The sequence below is a fragment of the Rhizobium acaciae genome (assembly GCF_025941625.1).
Lineage (GTDB): Bacteria > Pseudomonadota > Alphaproteobacteria > Rhizobiales > Rhizobiaceae > Rhizobium > Rhizobium acaciae.
This window is the reverse complement of record NZ_JAPCZO010000022.1, coordinates 92,717-112,061: the sequence shown is the minus strand read 5'-3', so window position 1 is coordinate 112,061 and position 19,345 is coordinate 92,717. Positions and strand designations below refer to the sequence as shown.

At 61.0% G+C, this 19,345-nt stretch carries 19 protein-coding genes; 10 read left to right on the top strand and 9 right to left on the bottom strand.

Annotation, left to right across the window (positions count from 1 at the left end; all coding sequences use genetic code 11):
* Nucleotides 1-15: 15 nt before the first annotated feature.
* Nucleotides 16-708 (bottom strand): alpha/beta fold hydrolase, encoded by a 693-nt coding sequence (locus OLZ32_RS29530; protein WP_264398957.1) that lies wholly within the window; start codon nt 706-708, stop codon nt 16-18.
* 169 nt (nt 709-877) lie between these two features.
* On the opposite strand from OLZ32_RS29530, the gene OLZ32_RS29525 reads away from it, so the two are divergent.
* Both OLZ32_RS29525 and OLZ32_RS29520 read left to right on the top strand, forming a co-directional pair.
* Complete coding sequence (locus OLZ32_RS29525) at nt 878-1,504, top strand: CGNR zinc finger domain-containing protein (protein WP_264398955.1); 627 nt, start codon at nt 878-880, stop codon at nt 1,502-1,504.
* Nucleotides 1,505-1,679: 175 nt separating this feature from the next.
* A complete protein-coding gene (locus OLZ32_RS29520) occupies nt 1,680-2,369 on the top strand; it encodes a VOC family protein (RefSeq protein WP_003541115.1) in 690 nt (229 codons plus the stop codon).
* A gap of 145 nt (nt 2,370-2,514) precedes the next feature.
* On the opposite strand, the gene OLZ32_RS29515 is transcribed toward OLZ32_RS29520, so the two are convergent.
* A complete protein-coding gene (locus OLZ32_RS29515; protein ID WP_264398952.1) occupies nt 2,515-3,399 on the bottom strand; it encodes a LysR family transcriptional regulator in 885 nt (294 codons plus the stop codon).
* Nucleotides 3,400-3,522: 123 nt separating this feature from the next.
* Here OLZ32_RS29515 and ampC point away from each other — a divergent pair, with 123 nt between their 5' ends.
* Nucleotides 3,523-4,680 (top strand): class C beta-lactamase, encoded by a 1,158-nt coding sequence (gene ampC, locus OLZ32_RS29510; RefSeq protein WP_264398950.1) that lies wholly within the window; start codon nt 3,523-3,525, stop codon nt 4,678-4,680.
* A gap of 123 nt (nt 4,681-4,803) precedes the next feature.
* On the opposite strand, the gene OLZ32_RS29505 is transcribed toward ampC, so the two are convergent.
* Entirely contained in the window at nt 4,804-5,580 is a 777-nt protein-coding gene (locus OLZ32_RS29505) for a DUF1194 domain-containing protein (protein ID WP_003541118.1), read from the bottom strand.
* Between the two features lie 113 nt (nt 5,581-5,693).
* On the bottom strand, nt 5,694-6,596 hold the full coding sequence (locus tag OLZ32_RS29500) for a LysR family transcriptional regulator (protein ID WP_264398947.1): 903 nt from the start codon (nt 6,594-6,596) through the stop codon (nt 5,694-5,696).
* 193 nt (nt 6,597-6,789) lie between these two features.
* On the opposite strand from OLZ32_RS29500, the gene OLZ32_RS29495 reads away from it, so the two are divergent.
* The gene (locus OLZ32_RS29495; protein ID WP_264398945.1) at nt 6,790-7,515 is read left to right on the top strand and encodes an SDR family NAD(P)-dependent oxidoreductase; all 726 of its coding nucleotides are present in this window, start codon (nt 6,790-6,792) and stop codon (nt 7,513-7,515) included.
* Nucleotides 7,509-7,997: a RidA family protein gene (locus tag OLZ32_RS29490; RefSeq protein ID WP_264398943.1), complete on the top strand. Its 489-nt coding sequence runs from the start codon at nt 7,509-7,511 to the stop codon at nt 7,995-7,997. Before OLZ32_RS29495 ends, OLZ32_RS29490 begins: the two co-directional genes overlap by 7 nt.
* 83 nt (nt 7,998-8,080) lie before the next feature.
* Here the strand turns inward: OLZ32_RS29490 and OLZ32_RS29485 are convergent, their stop codons facing one another.
* Nucleotides 8,081-8,620 carry a Pycsar system effector family protein gene (locus OLZ32_RS29485; RefSeq protein ID WP_003541124.1) on the bottom strand — a complete coding sequence of 180 codons (540 nt, stop codon included), beginning with the start codon at nt 8,618-8,620 and terminating at the stop codon, nt 8,081-8,083.
* Nucleotides 8,621-8,748: 128 nt separating this feature from the next.
* Between OLZ32_RS29485 and OLZ32_RS29480 the strand changes: the two genes are divergently transcribed.
* Together OLZ32_RS29480 and OLZ32_RS29475 are read left to right on the top strand one after the other, a co-directional pair.
* The gene (locus tag OLZ32_RS29480) at nt 8,749-12,507 is read left to right on the top strand and encodes a FecR domain-containing protein (RefSeq protein WP_264398941.1); all 3,759 of its coding nucleotides are present in this window, start codon (nt 8,749-8,751) and stop codon (nt 12,505-12,507) included.
* On the top strand, nt 12,507-14,477 hold the full coding sequence (locus OLZ32_RS29475; protein WP_017988872.1) for a CHASE2 domain-containing protein: 1,971 nt from the start codon (nt 12,507-12,509) through the stop codon (nt 14,475-14,477). The genes OLZ32_RS29480 and OLZ32_RS29475 overlap by 1 nt, the downstream gene beginning before the upstream one ends.
* Nucleotides 14,478-14,508: 31 nt before the next feature.
* Here OLZ32_RS29475 and OLZ32_RS29470 read toward each other — a convergent pair whose 3' ends face one another.
* Complete coding sequence (locus tag OLZ32_RS29470) at nt 14,509-15,261, bottom strand: nucleotidyltransferase domain-containing protein (RefSeq protein ID WP_264398938.1); 753 nt, start codon at nt 15,259-15,261, stop codon at nt 14,509-14,511.
* A 283-nt stretch (nt 15,262-15,544) separates the two neighbouring features.
* Here OLZ32_RS29470 and OLZ32_RS29465 point away from each other — a divergent pair, with 283 nt between their 5' ends.
* Together OLZ32_RS29465 and OLZ32_RS29460 are read left to right on the top strand one after the other, a co-directional pair.
* A complete protein-coding gene (locus tag OLZ32_RS29465) occupies nt 15,545-16,240 on the top strand; it encodes a fumarylacetoacetate hydrolase family protein (RefSeq protein ID WP_264398936.1) in 696 nt (231 codons plus the stop codon).
* A gap of 10 nt (nt 16,241-16,250) precedes the next feature.
* Nucleotides 16,251-16,781, top strand: coding sequence for a gamma carbonic anhydrase family protein (locus tag OLZ32_RS29460; protein WP_264398934.1), 531 nt, complete (start codon nt 16,251-16,253; stop codon nt 16,779-16,781).
* A 236-nt stretch (nt 16,782-17,017) separates the two neighbouring features.
* On the opposite strand, the gene OLZ32_RS29455 is transcribed toward OLZ32_RS29460, so the two are convergent.
* Nucleotides 17,018-17,725, bottom strand: coding sequence for a methyltransferase family protein (locus OLZ32_RS29455; RefSeq protein ID WP_210162455.1), 708 nt, complete (start codon nt 17,723-17,725; stop codon nt 17,018-17,020).
* An 89-nt stretch (nt 17,726-17,814) separates the two neighbouring features.
* A complete protein-coding gene (locus OLZ32_RS29450) occupies nt 17,815-18,216 on the bottom strand; it encodes a hypothetical protein (RefSeq protein ID WP_032992435.1) in 402 nt (133 codons plus the stop codon).
* A gap of 330 nt (nt 18,217-18,546) precedes the next feature.
* Here OLZ32_RS29450 and OLZ32_RS29445 point away from each other — a divergent pair, with 330 nt between their 5' ends.
* The gene (locus OLZ32_RS29445) at nt 18,547-18,909 is read left to right on the top strand and encodes a hypothetical protein (RefSeq protein ID WP_264398926.1); all 363 of its coding nucleotides are present in this window, start codon (nt 18,547-18,549) and stop codon (nt 18,907-18,909) included.
* Between the two features lie 31 nt (nt 18,910-18,940).
* On the opposite strand, the gene OLZ32_RS29440 is transcribed toward OLZ32_RS29445, so the two are convergent.
* A complete protein-coding gene (locus OLZ32_RS29440) occupies nt 18,941-19,339 on the bottom strand; it encodes an ester cyclase (protein WP_264398924.1) in 399 nt (132 codons plus the stop codon).
* Nucleotides 19,340-19,345: the final 6 nt, after the last annotated feature.

Genomic DNA, 19,345 nt, shown 5'->3' with positions numbered 1-19,345 from the left:
GGACGATCGTTGAATTCAGGCCGTCACCGCGGCAACCGCCTCCCTGACGATGTCGAGCACGGCGGCCGGCGCGGTAACGATCGGCGTATGGTCGACGGCGTGAGAACGCGTGCGCGCGCCCATCCGCTCGGCCATGAAGCGCTGGTTGTCGGCAACGATCATCCGATCCTGTTCGGCGACCAGGAACCAGGCCGGACGGTGCTTCCAGAGCGGGCGCGGCACGGGAACAGTGATGCAGGCCGGCGAAATCGGCCGCTGCACGGCGGCCAGAACTGCTTGCTCGCCAGCCGTTGCATTCTGGGCGAATGCCGCGCCGAAGGCCTCATCCGGCAGGTAGATCAGGCCACGGCTGTCGGGCGAAAGCTTCGGCGCTTTCGGGTGCGGCGTGCCGCGATAGAAGATATCGGCGACCGTCTCGCCCTCGTCGGGCGCCAGCGCCGCAATATAGACCAGCGCCTTGACCTTCTCGTGCCTGGTCGCGGCGATCACCGCGCCGGCATAGGCATGGCCAACGAGAACCACCGGCCCGGTCATGCGCTCCAGTGTGCGATCGAGGGCTGCTACATCATCGCTGAAAGAGGTCAGCGGCAGCGGTGCCGCAACCACCGTCAAGCCTTCGGCGGCCATTGGCTGGATGATCTTTGCCCAGCTCCAACCATCAGCCCATGCGCCATGGACGAGCACAACGTTTACTTCATTGGGGGACATCGGCCTTCTCCTCTGCATCCGGCTGAAATATTGTAACCTTTCTAATTAGTTTATAACGGTTACTACTGGGGCGCATAACTTGTCAAGAGCCTTGGAAGAGGTTACATGTCGGCAGGGCCTCAGGAAGCCGCCCACGCTTGGCGTCACGGCGGCCGGAATAGGAGTTATGATGGACAATCGCTCACCTGCCCTTTTCGTCGGCGATGCGCTGGGACTGGATTTTTTGAATTCGATCGCCACTCCGGTCGACACGCCAGTCGACTGGATCGATGACGGTGAAGGCCTGCTGCGCTGGCTGGAGCAGGCAGAACTCGTTCCCCATGAGACTCTGCAGACGATGCGGGCGCGGGCGCTGCCGGGCGAACTCGACACGGTCGCCGAGCAGGCACGGCGCCTGCGCGAGTGGTTCCGGGATTTCGTCCGCGCCCACAAGGGCCGCCCTCTCTCGGCAGGCGCGCTGGAGGAACTGGAACCGTTGAACCGCCTGCTCGAACGCAACGAGGGCTTCAGTCGCATCGTCGCCGGACATGCCGATGGCCACACCGCGCTGACGCTTCAGCCGATGCGCAAATGGCGCTCGCCCGATGCGCTGCTGTTACCGGTCGGCGAGGCGCTGGCGCAATTCGTCTGCACGGAGGATTTCTCCACTGTGAAAGCCTGTGAAGGGCCGGCCTGCACGTTGCTTTTTGCCGACCACACCCGCGGCCATCGGCGGCGCTGGTGCAGCATGGCCATGTGCGGCAACCGGGCAAAGCAGGCAGCCCACCGGCATCGGCTGAAGGCGGATCACGAATGATGGTGAACCCTGGCATGACCGCGCTGCAATGTTTCTCAACCAACATTCGCACAAACTCCGCCAAAACAGGGCAACACAAACAGAATTATTGATTCGACTGCATGAGTGCGCCGTGGTCAACTTGGCCGTCACGTGTCCGCAATTCTCAAGACATCCAGAACCCAAGGAGCTTAAGATGAGCAATGCACTGCGCAGCGAAACCCCCATTGAAACCCCGAGAACACAGCCCGTCGACACCAAGCTCGAGGTGGTGGTCATCCCCGTTTCCGACGTCGACCGCGCCAAACGTTTTTACGACGGCCTGGGCTGGCGGCTCGACGCCGACTTCGCCAATGATGCCGATTTCCGTGTGATTCAGTTTACCCCGCCCGGTTCCGGCTGCGCGATCATCTTCGGCAAGAACGTCACCGCCGCAGCCCCCGGCTCCGCCCAGGGGCTCTATCTTATCGTGTCCGACATCGAGACCGCCCGCCGCGATCTCATCGCCCGCGGTGTCGAGGTGAGCGAAGTGTTCCATGACGCGGCCGGCGTTTATGCCGGCAAGGACGAACCCTATCTGTTCGGGCGGCTCCGCATTGCCGGCCGTGATCCCGATCACCGCAGCTATCGCTCCTTTGCCTCCTTCAAGGATCCCGATGGCAACGGCTGGCTGTTTCAGGAAGTCACCACGCGCCTGCCGGGACGCATCGACGCCGACGGGACGACATTCACCAACTCAACCGATCTCGCGTCAGCCATGCGCCGTGCGGCGACCGCGCACGGCGAACACGAGAAGCGAAACGGCGGCAAACACGACGAGAACTGGCCGGACTGGTACGCCGAATACATGGTCAGCGAACAGGCCGGCAAGCAGCTGCCCCTATAGGCAAGGGCGGCGACATCCTCTGAGAAGCAACGGCATTTCGGTATGGCGCGCGCTATGCCGAAAACGCTTTAACGTGTCTTCGCCTCACCAATCTCACCGATCTCCTTGCCGGCGTCAGGTCGAGACCGGGATCCGCCGGAAACTGTCATTGAGATGCGGAAGACATCTGCGACGTCACCCAATCAGAAAACGCGAGCATGGCTGCTGTTGGCGGCCTTGATTGAAGTCGGGTCAGCCAATAGCTTCCCAGCGATATGGTCGTGGGAAAAGGTTGTCTGATAGCCCCCGAGGATAAATGTCTGGAAAACATCGACGGCGGTGCCAGAGCGATCCCCAGTCCTTGCAGGGCCGCCTCCATCATGGCGAGGGAAGAGTCGAAGACGATACCGGCGTTTATTTGTGCCGCTGGCGGAACATTCGCTGCGGCAAACCAAGTGCTCCATTCATCCGCCCTGTAGCTCCGCAAAAGCGTCGCCTCGACGAGGTCTGCAGGCGACCTTAAGCGCTCCGCCAATTTGGGCGTGCACAGAGGAGAGAGCGGAGCGTCGAACAGACGCAGCGCCTCTGTGCCGTGCCAGGAGCCGCTGCCGAAGCGAATGGCAAAGTCTAGTCCCTCGGCCGCCATATCGACGCGATTATTGTTTGTCGAAACGCGCACATCGATGAACGGGTGCTGCTGTCGAAAATCCGAAAGCCTTGGCAACAACCAGCCGACGGCAAATGTCCCCACCACGCCCAGGAACAGCAATTCCCGAACCTGCCCGGCTTCAATCCGGTCCAGCGTGATCGCCATTTGATCGAAGGAATTGGTCAAGGTCGGCAAAAGAGCTTCGCCTTCAGCGGTGATTTTCAAGCCTCTAGGGAGACGCTGAAAAAGGGCAGCCCCCAATCGCTTCTCCAGGCTTTTGACCTGTTGGCTTACGGCGGCCTGGGTAACGCAAAGCTCGATCGCGGCCCGGGTGAAGCTGAGATGTCTTGCCGATGCTTCGAAGGCCCTCAAGCCATTTAAAGGGAGGAATTGCCGAACCATCTTAGCCTTAGATTTTCTTGGATCTCCTCCGAGATATCATCGTTTGCCGCCGCAAAACAGTGCCATTAAATGCCGTCCTCATGCGCCTTTGCGCTGATGAAGCTGCTTTTAGAGGATGAAGAAATGACGCGTGATTGGATAGGAATTCTATCGGCCGCATTGGTCTCGACATGCATTTCCACAAGTGGCTTTGCGGCTGACGAGCTGAAACTGAAAGCCATCTCGGACGCCGCGATAAAACCAATCATGGATAAATACGGCATTCCGGGCCTGGCCGTTGCCATCACCGCTGACGGACAGAACCACATCTTCAACTACGGCGTCGAGTCGAAGGACACGAACAGGCCCGTCACCCCGGCGACCATGTTCGAACTGGGGTCGATCAGCAAAGCCTTTACAGTCACCCTCACCTCCCACGCGGACGTGACCGGCCGACTTTCGCTGTCGGACAAGGCAAGCAAATATCTTCCGGCGATGAAGGGAAGGCCCTTCGGCGATGTCGTCCTGATGTATCTGGGCACGCACACGGCGGGCGGATTTCCGCTGCAAGTTCCCGATGACGTCAAAACCGAAAAACAGCTGATGGAGTATTTCGCAAACTGGAAACCATCATATGCCGCCGGAACGCACCGAACATACGCCAATCCAAGCATCGGCGCGCTCGGATATATAACGGCAAAAAGCATGGGCAAAGATTTCGCAGCTCTTATGGAAGACCAATTGTTTCCTTCTCTCGGGTTGACGAGCACGTATATCAATGTGCCGAAATCGAGAATGGCAGACTATGCCCAAGGCTACAAGCGAAGCGGCGAGCCGGCTCGGATGACAACCGCCACTCTTTCGTCCGAGGCCTATGGAGTGAAATCCACAGCAGGCGACATGATCCGGTTCATCGACGCGAATATGGGACTGGTCGAATTGGACGATAAGCTCCAGCAGGCGATCACGAATACGCACACGGGATACTTCGATGTCGGCACGATGACCCAGGACCTTATCTGGGAACAATATTCCTATCCCGCGACATTGACGACGTTGATGGACAACAATTCCGGCGCGATGCTCAAGACCATTCCGGTCAAGCAACTGATGCCCGCAATGAAACCGCGCGACGATGTCTGGATCAATAAAACCGGCTCAACGAATGGTTTCGGCGCATATGTCGCGTTCGTCCCGAAAGAGCGCGTTGGTATCGTCATTCTGGCCAATAAAAACTATCCCAACGAGGACCGCGTCTCCGCCGCTTACCAGATACTGACCGATATAATTTCGGCGCGCTGATCCGGTAGAGCATGATGCCGAAAAGTGTGCGCGGTTTTCGGACGACATCATGCTCTAACTATGTAATTCAGAACAGGATTGAGATTTTAGGCCGACCCGGCCTAAAATCATCCTGTTCTGGCATCAACGGTCGAAGATGTCCCGCCATTGCTTCTCACCGATCAGGCAGTCGGCACCCGCCTCGGCGCCGGCTGTTTTCCGCACAGTCGCCGGCGGGGAAACGCCGCTGATCTCCAGCACCAGCTTGCGGCGCACGGCAACGGCGAAATCCTCGATTTTGCGGACCGGCAGCACGAAGGCGCCGGGACCGCCGATCACGCAATCCGCATAATATTTATCGAGCCCGTTCGGCGCATCGGAAGGCCGCAGGATGATGGCGAGGCCATTGATAATCATGCCGGCTTCTATCGCCTTGTCGCGGGCGGGAGTGACGGGATCGCCGGAATTGTTCGGCCCATCGCCGGAGACATCGATCACCTGCCGCCTGGACTGGAAGGGACTGGAAACGATCATGCTGGCGCCCTGGGCGATCGCGGTGGAGATCGATGTGCGCCGCTGCGTGGCAATCGGCCGGGCTTCGAGTTTATCGGCAAAAGCAATCGCATCCTCCTCCGTCTCGATCACCTGCCAGTCGATGACGGAATCCTGGACGACATAACCTGCCCATTCGAAATAGCTGATGGCGATGCGGCCGGTCAGCCCGCCCTTGACCGCGTCGATGAATTCCTTGTGCTTGAGCGCTTCGACATAACCTTCGCGCTGGATGCCGATCTCCTCGAAGTCCATCGACCGCGAGGTGTCGACGGCAAGCACGAGGGTCACATCGACCTCGCTTCCCCCTGCCTGCGCGATGGGGACGAGGCCGGAAAGACCCATAAGCACCGCAAGTGTCGTCAGCATTGGCAATCCAATCCCTGCGCCATCCAAGCCAGCGAACTCTAACACAGCTTGACCGAGGGAGGACGCTCGCCCTCGCGCAAGGCTTCAATTTTCGGTGATGGAATCGGAAGCCTTCAATGCAAGGGAAGCCATAAGGGGGTCTTCCATGCTTTCAGCGCCTCGAGAAAGACCTGTAATCGGGAGGGCAGGAAGCGGCGCGTGGGATAGACGGCGTGCACGAAAATTTCCTCGGACGACCAGTCCGGCAGCAGGCGGACGAGTTCGCCTTTCCTGATCTGTTCGTCGCAATAGGTCGAAGGCAGCAGGCCGATGCCGTGTCCGCGATAGGTGAAGGCGCTCACCGCATCGAAATCCCGGCTCGATACCGGCCCCGACACATGCAGGCGAACCGATTTGCGACCGTTCACGAGATGCCATTCCGCTTCACCGTTGCGGCCGTTCAAGAGCACGCACTGATGGTCCTTCAGGTCTTCAGGCTTCAAGGGAGGCACCCTGCCCTTCAGATACTCCGGTGCGGCGACCAGATAGCGCACGCTCTTGCCGAGCCGCTGCGCCACGATGGAGGAATCCTTAAGTTCGCCGAAGCGGATGCCGAGATCGACATTCTCGGCGATCAGATCAAGAAACAGGTTGGTGACGAAGAGATCGATCTGGATATTGGGATAGGTCTTCAGGAAGGATGAGATGAATTCGTAGAAGACCTCCTGCCCGAAGATGACGGGCACGGAGATCTTCAGCAGACCTTCCGGTTTTCTCTGTGTCTCGGTGAGCGCCTGCTCGGCGTCGAGGAGATGGGCGAGCGGTTCGCTGCACCTGTCGTAATAGGCCCGGCCCTGCGCGGTCAGGCTCAGCTTGCGGGTCGTCCGCTGGATGAGCGTCACGCCGAGCTGCTCCTCCAGCGACGTCACCTTCCGGCTGACGGTCGATACCGGCATGCCGAGGGAATGGGCAGCGCGGCTGAAGCTGCCATACTGCGCCACCTTCACGAAAACGGCGATGTCGTTCAGATCGGCCATGTGCTGATTTTTGCATGGATGCAAAAGAGAATCCAGATATTTCCATCTAATCGGGTAATGGAGTTTTCGCCATATTCACCTTGCGAAAACAACCACAACCGATGGAGGCGCATTCGCAGCAGCCCCATCTCGAGCGACCCCGCCTTTGCAACCGCAAGGCCCGCGTTGCCCGAACCAGATTATGGAGATCAGCATGACTACGAGAAAAACAGTCATCGTGACGGGCGCCTCCCAGGGCATCGGAGCCGGCCTCGTCAACGCCTTCATCCAGCGCGGCTACAATGTCGTCGCTACTTCGCGCCAGGTCAGCGCCTCGGAGGCTTTCCAAGCCTCGGACAGGCTGGCGCTTGTCGATGGCGACATCGGCGATGCCGAAACCGCAGCGCGGGTGGCAAGGACTGCAATCGATCGCTTCAGCTCGATCGACGCGCTCGTCAACAATGCCGGCATTTTTCTAGCCAAGCCGTTCGTCGAGTTTACGATGGCCGACTTCCAGAAATTGTCCTCGACCAATCTCGAAGGCTTCATCCACCTGACCCAACAGGTCGTCAGGCAGATGCTCGCGCAGAAAACCGGCGGCAGCGTCGTCAGCATCACCACCCCATTGACCGATCATCCGATCGCCGGCTTCTCCGCCTCAGTCTCGATGATGACAAAGGGCGGCATCAACGCCATCTCCAAGAACCTGGCGATGGAATATGCGAACGAGAAAATTCGCTTCAATATCGTCGCTCCCGGTGTGGTGGACACGCCGTTGCACAAGGACAATCCTAAGGACTTCCTGAGCACGCTATCGCCGATGGCAGGCATTTCCAACGTCGAGGAGATCGCCGATGCCGTCGTCTTCCTCACCGAAGCTCCGCGCGTAACCGGGGAGGTGCTGCACGTCGACGGCGGCGCACATCTGGGCAAATGGTAGACCATGCGAAAGCTGAGGCAGCCGGCGCGGAACGGCGGCTGCAGGACCTCGGCATCGCCCTTCCCCCACCGCCGACGCCCTTGGGCGCGTATGTCGAGGCGGTCAGAACCGGCAAGCTGGTCTTCTTCAGCGGTATGCTGCCGGTCGTCGACCGCAAGCCCCGCTATATCGGCCGCGTCGGCGGCGCGCTGACGGTCGAAGACGGCAGGAAGGCCGCCGAGACAGCGACCCTTAGCGCCCTTGCGGCAGCCAGAGAATATCTCGGTTCGCTGGACAGGGTGGCAAAGGTCGTCAAGCTCGGCGTCTACATCGCCACCGAAGGCGATTTTCGCGACCACCCAAAGGTCGCCGACGGGGCATCCGAAATGCTGCTTGCAGTCTTCGGCGAAGACAAACTCTCCAGCCGAATCGTCCTCGGCGTGTCCAGCCTGCCGTTAGGCGTGCCGATCGAGCTCGAGCTCGTTCTCGAAATCGAAGATTGAACGGGCGGGCGCGCCCTCGGCGCGCCCTGCATTCTTGGCCGCGCCTGCGCTCAGCGCATTTGCTGGCTTCGCCGCTTACTCCCTCACACGGCAATCAACAGCAGCACATAGGCGATCACGCTTACCATCAGCCCACGAAACGCGAAGGTGACGCAGCGGTATTTGTTGCGGGCGATGGCAGAGAGGATGTTGGCGTTTTCGAGATACTGGTCGAAGAGGTAGCGCTCGTCACGGCGTAGTGCGGCCTCGAAGAACATATCGCGATGGTCAGGCCAGGCGCCCCAGAATAGCGAGGTGGAGGTGCCGAGACGCCGCGGCAGCACAACAAGAATCGCCGACAGGATCGAGAAGACCGAGGCTGCCGCAAGCAGGCCTGAGAACAGCATGCTGCCCGGCGTGCCGCCGGTGTAACGCGTCAGGCTGAACACGGCCCTCACTTCGCTGGAGCTCACAAGAAAGGCGAGCATGAAAGTAAAAATATATGCAGCCTTTTGGTCGGATATCTTGATCTGATCATAAAATATGTCGTTGATTTTCTTGATATGATCGAAATACTCAGTGCTGACGTCGCCGCTCGACGGCTTGCTCAGCATAACCTCAGGTGCACTTTCAAATTCGCTCACGTGAATACTCCGCCATCAAGTGTTTCCCTGATATTACACTTGACGACGAAAGCAAGAACACGTGTGCAACATGCTTGACTTTTCCACTCTACACGGACAAAGGGAGAGCGGGGTATGGGGTCGAGGACATGCGGGGTTATTTCAGTAACATCTGTCGCGTCGGGGTGGCGCTTGCGTTTGTCGTATCGGGCTTTTCGCCACCGGCGGCGGCCGACCCCGTGGAGCGCGCAACCCCCGTCGCCGGTTCCGTCATCGCTCGCAAGTCCGGCGAAGAAGTCCGCTTCATCGACGTGTCGAACTGGCGTGTCGTCGACATCAATCAGGATCTGCTGACCGGCGACGTGCTGCGCACCAACGCCAACGGCCAGCTCGCCATCGTCTTTTCCGATCACACCCAGGTTCGCCTCGGCCGTAATTCCTCGCTGCAGGTCAAGAAGATGGCCGCAAGCGGCGACACGACGCTGGAGCTGCAATCGGGAACGATCTGGGCGCGCGCCGAACGCGGCGGCCAGGGCCTGACTGTGGAAACACCGGCCGCGGCCGCCGCTATCCGTGGCACCGACTGGACCATGACCGTCGACGGCGCCAAGACCTCGATGATCGTGCTCGAAGGCCGCGTAGCGCTCAGCAACCCGCAGGGCAGCGTCGAAGTGAACGAGGGCGAAGGGGCGGTCGCGACCATCGGCCAGGCGCCGCACAAGATCATCAGCGTCAATCCCGATGACCGCGAACAGATGCTCTTCTATCTCGACCTGCGCGACGGCTTCGGCCTGATGCCGACCTCGCCGCTGCGGGCCGACCGTATGGCGACCGAACGCCGCCGTCTGCTGGCCCTGCCGCCTGCGCGCCGCACGATCGAAGACTGGCTGGAACTTGCCGAAGTCCAGAGCGCCTTCGACGGCCGTCAGGCCGCAGCCGCAACGTTGCAGAACATCCGCGGCCGCAAGCTGACAGTGGCCCAGCAGGCTCGCGTCGACCTGCTCGACGCCACCATTGCCGGCTCGGAAAAGCGCTATGACGATGCCGCCAAGCTCTTCCAGAAGGCCCTGCCGCATCTCGACCCGACACGCCGCAACATGGCGGAATATGGCGGCTATTTCGCCCGTTCGCTGGCCGACCCCGCCCATGCCGAACCGCCGCCGGCTGACACCACCGGCCCCTATGGCGCGATCATGGAGGCCTATACGACAGGCTTCCTAAAAAATCCGCGCGCTGCGATCGATATCATCAGGAAGGCGGAGCAGCGGTATCCCGATGATCCGACCCTGCCGGCGGTCCGAGCCCAGCTGGCGCAGCTCACCGATGACCGCGAGCAGATGAAGGAAGCGATAGAACGCTCGCTGGCGCTCGACCCCGACCATCCGATGGCACTATCCGCCCGCGCGAGTTACAAGGCGGTCTATCAGAGCGACATCAACGGCGCGCTTGCCGATCTGAACCGCGCCATCGAGCTTGCCCCCGGCGGGTCAGGCACGCTGAATTCGCTCGGCCTGCTGCAGAGTTCGCGCGATGCCAATGGCGAAGCGGAAAAGGCCTTCAAGAAGGCGATCGAGCTCGATCCGCTGGACCCGTTGCTCCGTGCGAATCTCGCGATCCTCTATCTCGATCAGGGGCGCATGAAGGAAGCCAAGCGCGAGATCGACACGGCAATCGCCCTCGATCCGTCCTTCGATATTGCCCTGCTCGCCCGCGGCCGCTACTATCTGCAGACCGGCGAGCGCGACAAGGCGCTGCAAGATTTGCTCGCCGCCAGCACCGCCAACCCGGCGCATTCGCAGTCGCAGCTGATGCTCGCCGCCGCCCATTACGAAAAAGGTGACCGCATCCCTTCTCGGCAGGCGCTCGACAATGCGGACCGGCTCGACAAGAACGACCCGGTTATCTCGGCCTTCCGCACCGCCGTCGATATCGACGACTACGACGCCGACGGCGCGATCCGCAACGCGCAGGAATTCTTGCGACGCTCCCGCGCCCGCGGCGGCGATTACAGCTCGCTCGGCGCCAATGCGAGTGCTGGTTCGACGCTCAACAACGCCTTCCGCCTGCAGGGCCTGGATGCCTGGGGCCGCTATTACGGCGATGCCGTCTTTGATCCCTTCAACGGCACGGGTTATATCGATCAATCGATCAAAGGCAGCATCTTTCCTTTCGTCAACGCGACCAGCTTCAGCGACGACAACATCATCCAGAATCGCGGCAACGCGTCGAGCTACTCATCCTTCATCCAGGGCCTGCTGCTTTCGCCGCACATGCTTTCCGGCCGCTCGCGCTCGGCAACGCTGTTCGATGTGCCCTTCATCGAAGGCTCGCTCGGCGGCGGCATCAACAGCGTCGACGGCCATACGAGGCGCATCGGCGAAGCCGATATCCAAGGCTATTCGAACGAGACCATTCCGATCAGCTTCTATGGCAACCTGACCTGGGAAGAGCTGGCGCTCGACCGCGACTACCGCGATTTTGGCGGTGTCCAGACGAATAACAAGCTGCTGAGCGCCAACGGTTATCTGACGGCAACGGTCACGCCTGATGATCGCGTGGTAGCCTTCGTCAACCACGGCAAGAATGATGGAGCGCTGAGCGCTCAGACGCAGGGCACGACACTGACGGACCTGTTCAATTTGGCAGGCTTTCCGATCAGGACGACGATATTGCCGGAATATGTCGGTCGCGATGTTGACAACGAAATAACCAATGCTGGCATCGGTTGGAGCCACACCTTTGCCTACGAGAACATATTGAACGGTGCAGTCCTCTATTCGGAGAGCAAGTCGCGAACGGCAACTTCACTTCAAGTCGACGATGCCCCGATCTTACCCCTGCCCGACCCGGATATCATTCCTGTGCTGGAAGGGATCGAGGACACTTCCTCCAAAACCTACATCGGGGCTCTCAGCCATTCTATCGGCAACGGGCCGCTGACCTGGCGGTACGGTATCGAAGGCGGCTGGATCGATGTAAGCTCGACCACCTCCTCCCGCCTTTTTGAACTCGTTCCTCGCGTCCCGCTCATCCCGGAAATCATCGAGGGTCCGACCACCACCAGCAACACTGTCAATATCGGCCGCGCCTATGTCGATGTGCTGCATGAGATAACGCCGGACCTCAAGGGCGAATATGCCTTGTTCGCCACACGCCTGGAGGGCGACGGCATCGATATCAGCCGGCTGGAGCCGCGCTTCGGCCTTGCCTGGGCGCCGGTTCAAAACCACTGGCTGCGTGCCGCCTTCATGCGTCAAAGCTTTGACAGCACCGTCCCGACTCTTGCCCCGATCGGCATACTCGGACTCCAGGCCAACCAGTTTTCCGCCAATCCGCGAGGCTATACGGATACGGTCGCCCTGCAGTGGGATGCCGAATGGACCGACCGCTTCTTCACTTCGGTCGAGTATCAGCATCAGGAATTGCACGATTTCTCCGTCGATACGCCGCTGATCTCGCTTCCCTCGGATACCAGCCTGCCAATCTCGCGCGGCAGCATCGATCGCGCTGCCGTCACAGCAAACGTCGTGCTCGGCCATGGTTTCGGCCTTTCGGCGACCTATGCCTACATGGATTCGGAAAACAGGGATCCGCTCGAGCCGAGCTATGGCGGCCCTCTTCCCTTCATACCGCAGAATTCCGGGCAGATTGCGCTGACCTGGGTCAACGAAGCCAAGGTCAAGGCGACGGTCGCCGCCAACTATATCGGCGAGCGCGACGGCGATCGGTTTGGCACCAAGCTCGACGACTACTGGAGCCTCGACGCCCACCTGGTCTGGGAACCGTTCGACAAGCGCATCGAGCTGGAGGCGGCCGCCTATAACCTGCTCGACGAGGACTTCGAGATCACCCCCGGCGTGCCCGGCTGGGGCCGCGCCTTCAAGGGCACGCTCAAAGTCCGCTTCTGATGCGGCTGCGGGACAAGCCTCGGCAGGCCAGGCAGATCAGGAGCCGCCATCTGAGGCTCCTGGTGCTGTCGCTGACGACGCTGATCGCCATCTCGCTGCTGTCGCGCCTGCCCGCCTGGTCACTGCTGGAGCTCAGAAGCTTCGACTATCTCTCCACCGTCGACGATCCCCGTCCGCCACCCGGCGGACCCGTCATCGTCGCGATCGACGAACCCTCGCTTGCCGATATCAACGCGCAATGGCCCTGGCCGCGCAGCCTTCACGCCCAGCTCGTTACCCAGCTGCGCGCCGCCGGCGCCCGCGTCATCGGACTCGACATCATCCTGGCCGAACCCTCAACCCCGGATAATGACGCGGCGATCACCAGGGCCGTCGGCCCCGATACCGTGCTGGCCGGCGACGAAACCCTGATCGAGACGCCGCAGGCCTCGCAACTGATCCGTGCGACCCCGCTGCCGCAGTTGACCGAGGCAGGTGCCGTGACCGGCATCGCCTCCGTCGAACTCAGCGGCGACGGCACCTTCCGGCGCATTCCGGGCTATGAGGACGGCTTTGCCGCCATGCTGGCCAAGGTCGCCGGCGTGGCCTCCGAGACGGTGCCCGCCGGCCGGCTTATCCAGTCCTTCGGCCCGGCCCGCAGTTATCCCACCGTCTCCTACTACCAGGCGCTCGACCCGAAGAATCTGCTGCCGCCGGATTATTTCAAGGACCGGGTCGTGCTGATCGGCCTCAGCCTGCAGAATGCGCCCGCGATCGACAAGGGCGGCGTCGACGCCTTCGCGACGCCCTACACCGTCCATACCGGCAAGCTCGTCTCTGGCGTCGAGATCCAGGCGACGATCTACGACAACATCCGCAGCGGTCTGTCGATCGCAGAAGCCCGGCTGCCGACGGTCGCCGCCTGCATCCTGATATCGGTGCTGCTGGCCGCGACCACCGTCTGGCGCTCGACGGGATGGCTGACGATCGTGACCAGCGCGGCGGCCCTCGTCGCCTTCGCGGCAGTCAGCGCCGCCGGCATGCGGCTTGCCCATGTCTTCGTCTCGCCGCTCGGCCCGACGGTCGCCTATATCTCGGTCGTCTTCGGCCAAGCCGCCTTCGATTTTGCCGAGGAGCGCCGCAACAAGCGCCAGATCACCCGCGCCTTCGCCCAATATATCTCGCCCGACCTCGTCAGGCGCCTGTCGAACGATCCCTCGCAGCTGAAGCTCGGCGGCGAGCGGCGCACTCTCTCTGTACTGTTTTCGGATGTGCGTGGGTTCACCACCATCGCCGAGACGCTGAAGGACGATCCGGAGCAACTGACCGGCCTGATCAACCGGCTGCTGACGCCGCTTTCCGACGTGGTGATGGATCATGGCGGCACGATCGACAAATATATGGGCGATTGCATCATGGCCTTCTGGAACGCGCCGCTCGACGATCCCGACCATGCCCTCAACGCCGTCAGGGCCTCGCTTGCCATGCAGGCCGCGATCACGAGCCTGAACCGCGAGCTGGAACGGGAGGCGGCAGCACTCGGCCGCAAGCCGCACGTTCTGAAGATGGGCGTCGGCATCAACACCGGCGAATGCATCGTCGGTAATATGGGCTCGACCCGCCGCTTTGACTATTCCTGCCTCGGCGACAGCGTCAACCTCGCCTCGCGTCTCGAAGGCGCCTCGAAGAATTATGGGGTAGCCCTGCTGCTCGGCGAGGAGACAGCAAGGCTAGTCGCCGGCACCTACACCGTCGTCGAGCTTGACCGCATCATCGTCAAGGGCCGCACCGTGCCCTCGCCTGTCTATACCGTCGTGCACGATGCCGACGCTGAGGCACTCGCCGCCCATGAGGCCTTCATTCAGGCGAAATACGCCGGCACCCTTGCACCATCCGACCCTGTCTTCGACCGGCTGGCCGCCGATATCCCCGAGCTCGCCCCCTACTACACGATCGTTCGCGAGGCGCTGGTCGAGTCAGGCGAGGAATGACCGAGCAGAATGCAGGCAACGCAAATCAATACTATTCCAAGCGGCGCGCTTCCAGCGGTGCGTCCTGCCTGAATCCCTCGAAGTAACGACCGCCATGGACGGCAAGCTCGCGATCGGCCAAAGCCAGAAATCGGACGCCATCGCCCGCTGCCGCCAGTCTGAACGCCGCGTCGAATTCCGCTGCCAATTGTGCATCAAGCTTCCGCATCAGGCGCGGCGCCCATTTTCCGCGGCCGGCCCATGCGCCGCGTCCGAGCAGGATCAGGTCGGCGAGCTTCTGGTAGAGCAGCGCGGCGGTGGCGGCGATCTCTTCGGGCGGGCGGGTACCGCGCAGATCATCGGCCAAATCGGTGACCTGGTAGCGCAGCAAGTCATAGCTTGGACCGCCGAGAGGCTTGGGTCCTGCCGCCAACATCTCCGTCGCCTTTGTCTGGATTGCGCGGGCGCTGTCGATATCCGATCCCAGGATTCTGCCCGTCGCAACCATGTTGGCCATGATGGGATAACCGCTGTCGGCATCCTGATGGAGATAATGCGCCCGCGTCTGCGGATCATGGACGAAGGCCTCGACCGGGAAACCGCCTTCAGTGAACGATTCCCGCCATGCTCTTTCGATGGACGGGAACACGACGACCAGATCGATATCCGAAAAGGCGGTTCCTTCGCCGCGCATGATGGAGCCGGCGACATAGGCGAATGCGGCCCTGGGATAGCGGCTGGCGATGCAGTGGCGGGCGACGGCCAGCGCCCCCTCCGCAAGAACATGTTTCTGGATATCGTCCACGATCTCGTCCTCGAATACGGGAAACGAGCGGGAACAAAAAACCCGCTCGTTTCCGGCGGGTTGGTTCAGCAGCAATGAACGGAATTCAGTTCACGCGTCTACCACCCACCGCGGCGCGGTGGTCGTAGACATCGTCGAAACTGCAAAAGTTCTGTTCATGGCTAAGGTTAACCCGCGACGGTGACAGCGTCAATGCACCGAAGCCGGACGCCAAGGACGGCTTTCCCGGCGCGATGCTTTGCGTCTAAGATGGGGCAAGACTCGCAAACAGGAAGAACCCGCCATGCCCCATCCCGCCACCGTCATTCCGCGTCCCGCACCGGTTTTGCTGCCGGTCGAAGGCAGTGACGAGCGCTTTCCGGTGCGCCGTGTCTATTGCGTCGGGCGTAATTATGCCGATCACGCAATCGAGATGGGCCATGATCCCAGCCGGGAGCCGCCCTTCTTCTTCCAGAAGAATGCCGACAACCTACTGTCGGCGGGAAAAGCCTTTCCCTATCCGTCGCTGTCATCAGACGTGCATTACGAGGTCGAATGCGTGCTGGCGCTGAAATCAGGCGGCGCAAACATCGAGGCCGCGGACGCGCTCGACTGCGTCTACGGCTATGCTGTCGGCATCGATTTCACCCGCCGCGACCTCCAGGGCGAGGCAAAGAAGCTTGGGCGTCCCTGGGAGATCGGCAAGGCCTTCGAACATTCCGCCCCTATCTCGCCGATCGTTCCGGCAAGCCGCCTCGGCCACCCCGCGGAAGGCAGGATCTGGCTGGAACAGAACGGCAAGCGCGTGCAGGACGGCGATCTCAACCAGATGATATGGAAGGTGCCGGAGATCATCGCCGAATTGTCGAAGCTCTTCACTCTTGCACCCGGCGATATCATCATGACCGGCACACCCGCCGGCGTCGGCGCGGTGGCCAGGGGCGATCGCATCAATTGTGGCATCGACGGCGTCGCCACCCTATCGGTCGAGGTCGTCTGAGGAGAGAGCCATGCCCGTCTACGCGCTTGGCGGATTAACGCCGAAACTGCCCGCCTCCGGCCTCTATTGGATCGCACCGGATGCTAACATCATCGGCCAGATCGAGCTCGGCGAGAATGTCGGCATCTGGTTCGGCGCAGTGCTGCGCGGCGACAATGAGAAGATCACCGTCGGCGAAGGCACCAACATCCAGGAAGGTGTGATGGCTCACACCGACATGGGCTTCCCGCTGACAACAGGCAAAGGCTGCACAATCGGTCACCACGCCATCCTTCACGGCTGCACCATCGGCGACAACACGCTGATCGGCATGGGTGCGACCATCCTGAACGGTGCGAAGATCGGCAACAACTGCCTCGTCGGCGCCAATGCGTTGGTCACCGAAGGCAAGGAATTCCCCGACAACTCCCTGATCGTCGGAGCACCTGCCCGCGCAGTGCGCGTGCTCGACGAAGCGGCAATAGAAGCCATCCGTCGCTCGGCAAAAAACTACGTCGCCAACTGGCAACGTTTCGCGCGGGATCTCAGGCAGATCGGTTGATCGGTAACACGAGGCCGATGGCAAGCCCCGTCCTTCGAGGCCCCTGCGGGGCGCCTCACGATGATGCTGGAGTGAGGGCAACGGATGACGGTCGCGAACGCCTCAGCTTGCGAGACACACAGCGCATCCATCAGCCCCCAGCAGCACGGCACTCCGATTAGCCCTCATCCTGAGGCGCGTAGGCCAAAGGCCGGAGCCTCGAAGGACGGCGGCGGGTGGCGAAGCACCCTCTCCGCTCACCAGACTCCCGGAATCCAGCGCCAGCGCACACGCGCCATATACTCCGCATAGCCTTCGAGGCCCTTGCGCAGTTCGGCTTCCTCGCCGAGCGTGCGGCCGAAGAGGACGACGACGAGCAGACCGGCGGGGATCAGCGCGTAGAGCGATCCAAGCGACAGCGCCATGCCGGCGCTGAGCACGATGGCGGTTGCGTATCCGGGATGGCGGATTACGGCGTAGGGTCCGGTGTCGATCACCTTGTGGTCGCGGTCGGTCTGAATGCGCACCGTCGGCTCGAAATGCCGGTTGACCGATTGCGCCCAGGTCAGGCCGAGATAACCTGATGTCATCAGGAGATAGCCGATAAAGACGACCCAATCGGGCTGCGGCGCCCAGTGGAAACGTCCGTCGTCGAATGCGCCGACCGGAAGAATGGCGGCAAAGAGAATAATCGTCAGCGTCGCCACCACGGCGTCCCAGGGTTTGGTACCCTTCTGGTATCGGCTGCGCGCCGCAAACAGCTCCGGATTCGTCCGCCAGATCCAGATGATTGCGACAACAGTCAGCACAAGGAACAGGCCGAGAAAAATCCAGCCGCGCCGCCAGTCGAGCGTGCCGGCCGGCCAGAACAGCGCGGCAAACATGACGGCAATGGTGATGGCGAGCGATCCAAGAGATGGCGCCGCCGCGAATGAGTGACCGGGCCGAGTGTCCCGCTGCGTCATGATCGCTCTCCGTTCCATTACAGCGCCGCGCGTCCTCTTAGACGCGCAGAAGGACGCTGCACATGGCGGATTTCATTGAAAAAATCGCCTTACTCGGCGGCTTCGAGAAACTGGCTGTTTCGTGAGGATGAGGCAAGAGCCTGAACCCTGGCTTCGGCCTTGGCGATCAGCTGATAGAATTCGTCCTGCGCTTCGACATCCAGCTGAATGACGGCATTGACGTCGTCGGGCGTATCGCAAACGCAGGCGACCGCAGAAATCGGACAGATGCCGCCGGGATAGCGTCTGCCGGTACCCGTATAGGCGCGACGTCCCCAACGTTCGGAATAGACCGTCTCTTCCCGCTCAAGTTGCAGGATCGTTCCCTTGCATGCAGTCACGATAGCCGCCTTGCCGTAGGCGAACCAGTGATAGTTCAGCCTCCGGAGAATATATTTGCCGGTGATATCTTCGCCAGCCAGTTCGGCAGGGTTTTCAATCATTCTAATCATGACGGCTTCCTCAACGTTTAAACAATATCCGTCATGTCTTCGCGCGCAGCAAGTCAAAAAACGCTGCTTTTGGAGACACTTAGTCACAAAGTGTTTCCGATTCTTACATTAACCACGCGCCGAGCACCCCCTTGTGCACACAATTCTTCGTCGAACTTCCCGCAACCTGCTACCGATTTCGTCATTGTCCGAGGTGGCAGTCACGTCAATGTCCCCTTGTGTTTTTCGGCGCGGGCTCGATATGTCTCCCTGATTGGTCCGAAGAACGCGCCGTTTTCATCCCACGAAACGGCCGGCTGTTTCGCCAGTTGGTCACCGCAGGAGAATCTCATGGTCGACGCGATCAACCCCATTTCCGCCACCGCCCCGTCCGAACCCACCAAGGTCGGCACCAGCACCTCGATCGGCTCCGAACCAGACAATGCCTGGGTCGCCGCCCGCCAGTCGCAGATCACTGCCGATCAGCTGGCAGCGAAGAAGGCTGTGGAGAAGGAGGCCGCAAACGGTCTCATCCCGCACGCGGATCTGATCGTCGAAAACGAGGAGCATCCGCAAAAGCGGCACGGGCATGCGGCATCAGAAGAAGGGGAAGAGGCCGGCGAACAGCCGGTCTTGTCAGGCGAAAGCGATCGGATCGGCACCCGGAATTTCGACGACTATACGCCCTTCGGCGAGCGCGTCGCCATCATCTGATCGAAACGCAGACCGGAAACCGTCCGCGCGGTCAATTCGAGCCCGCAAGCTGGGCTTCGATCGCCGCCTTATCAATGACCGACCAGACCTCGACGATCTTGCCGCCGCGAAATTCGTAGATGACGTTCTCGGTGAACGAAAGGCGTCTGCCGTTCACATCGAGGCCGAGGAATTTTGCCTTCGGCCTGCAATCGAAGCCGAGCCTGCAGGCGATGTATGGCGGATCGCAAAGCAGCATCAGCACCTTGAAATAAAGATCGGGAATCTCATCGAAGTCCCGCTCGAGCATGGCGACGTAACCCGGCAGCCCGAGCCGCCGGCCGTTATGAACCGCATCGTCGCCGACGAACTGCCCGAGATGGGGCCAGTCCTGCCTGTTCAAGCAGGCGATGTAGCCGCGGTATATCTCCGCGAGTTCGGTTTTCGTCACGCGATC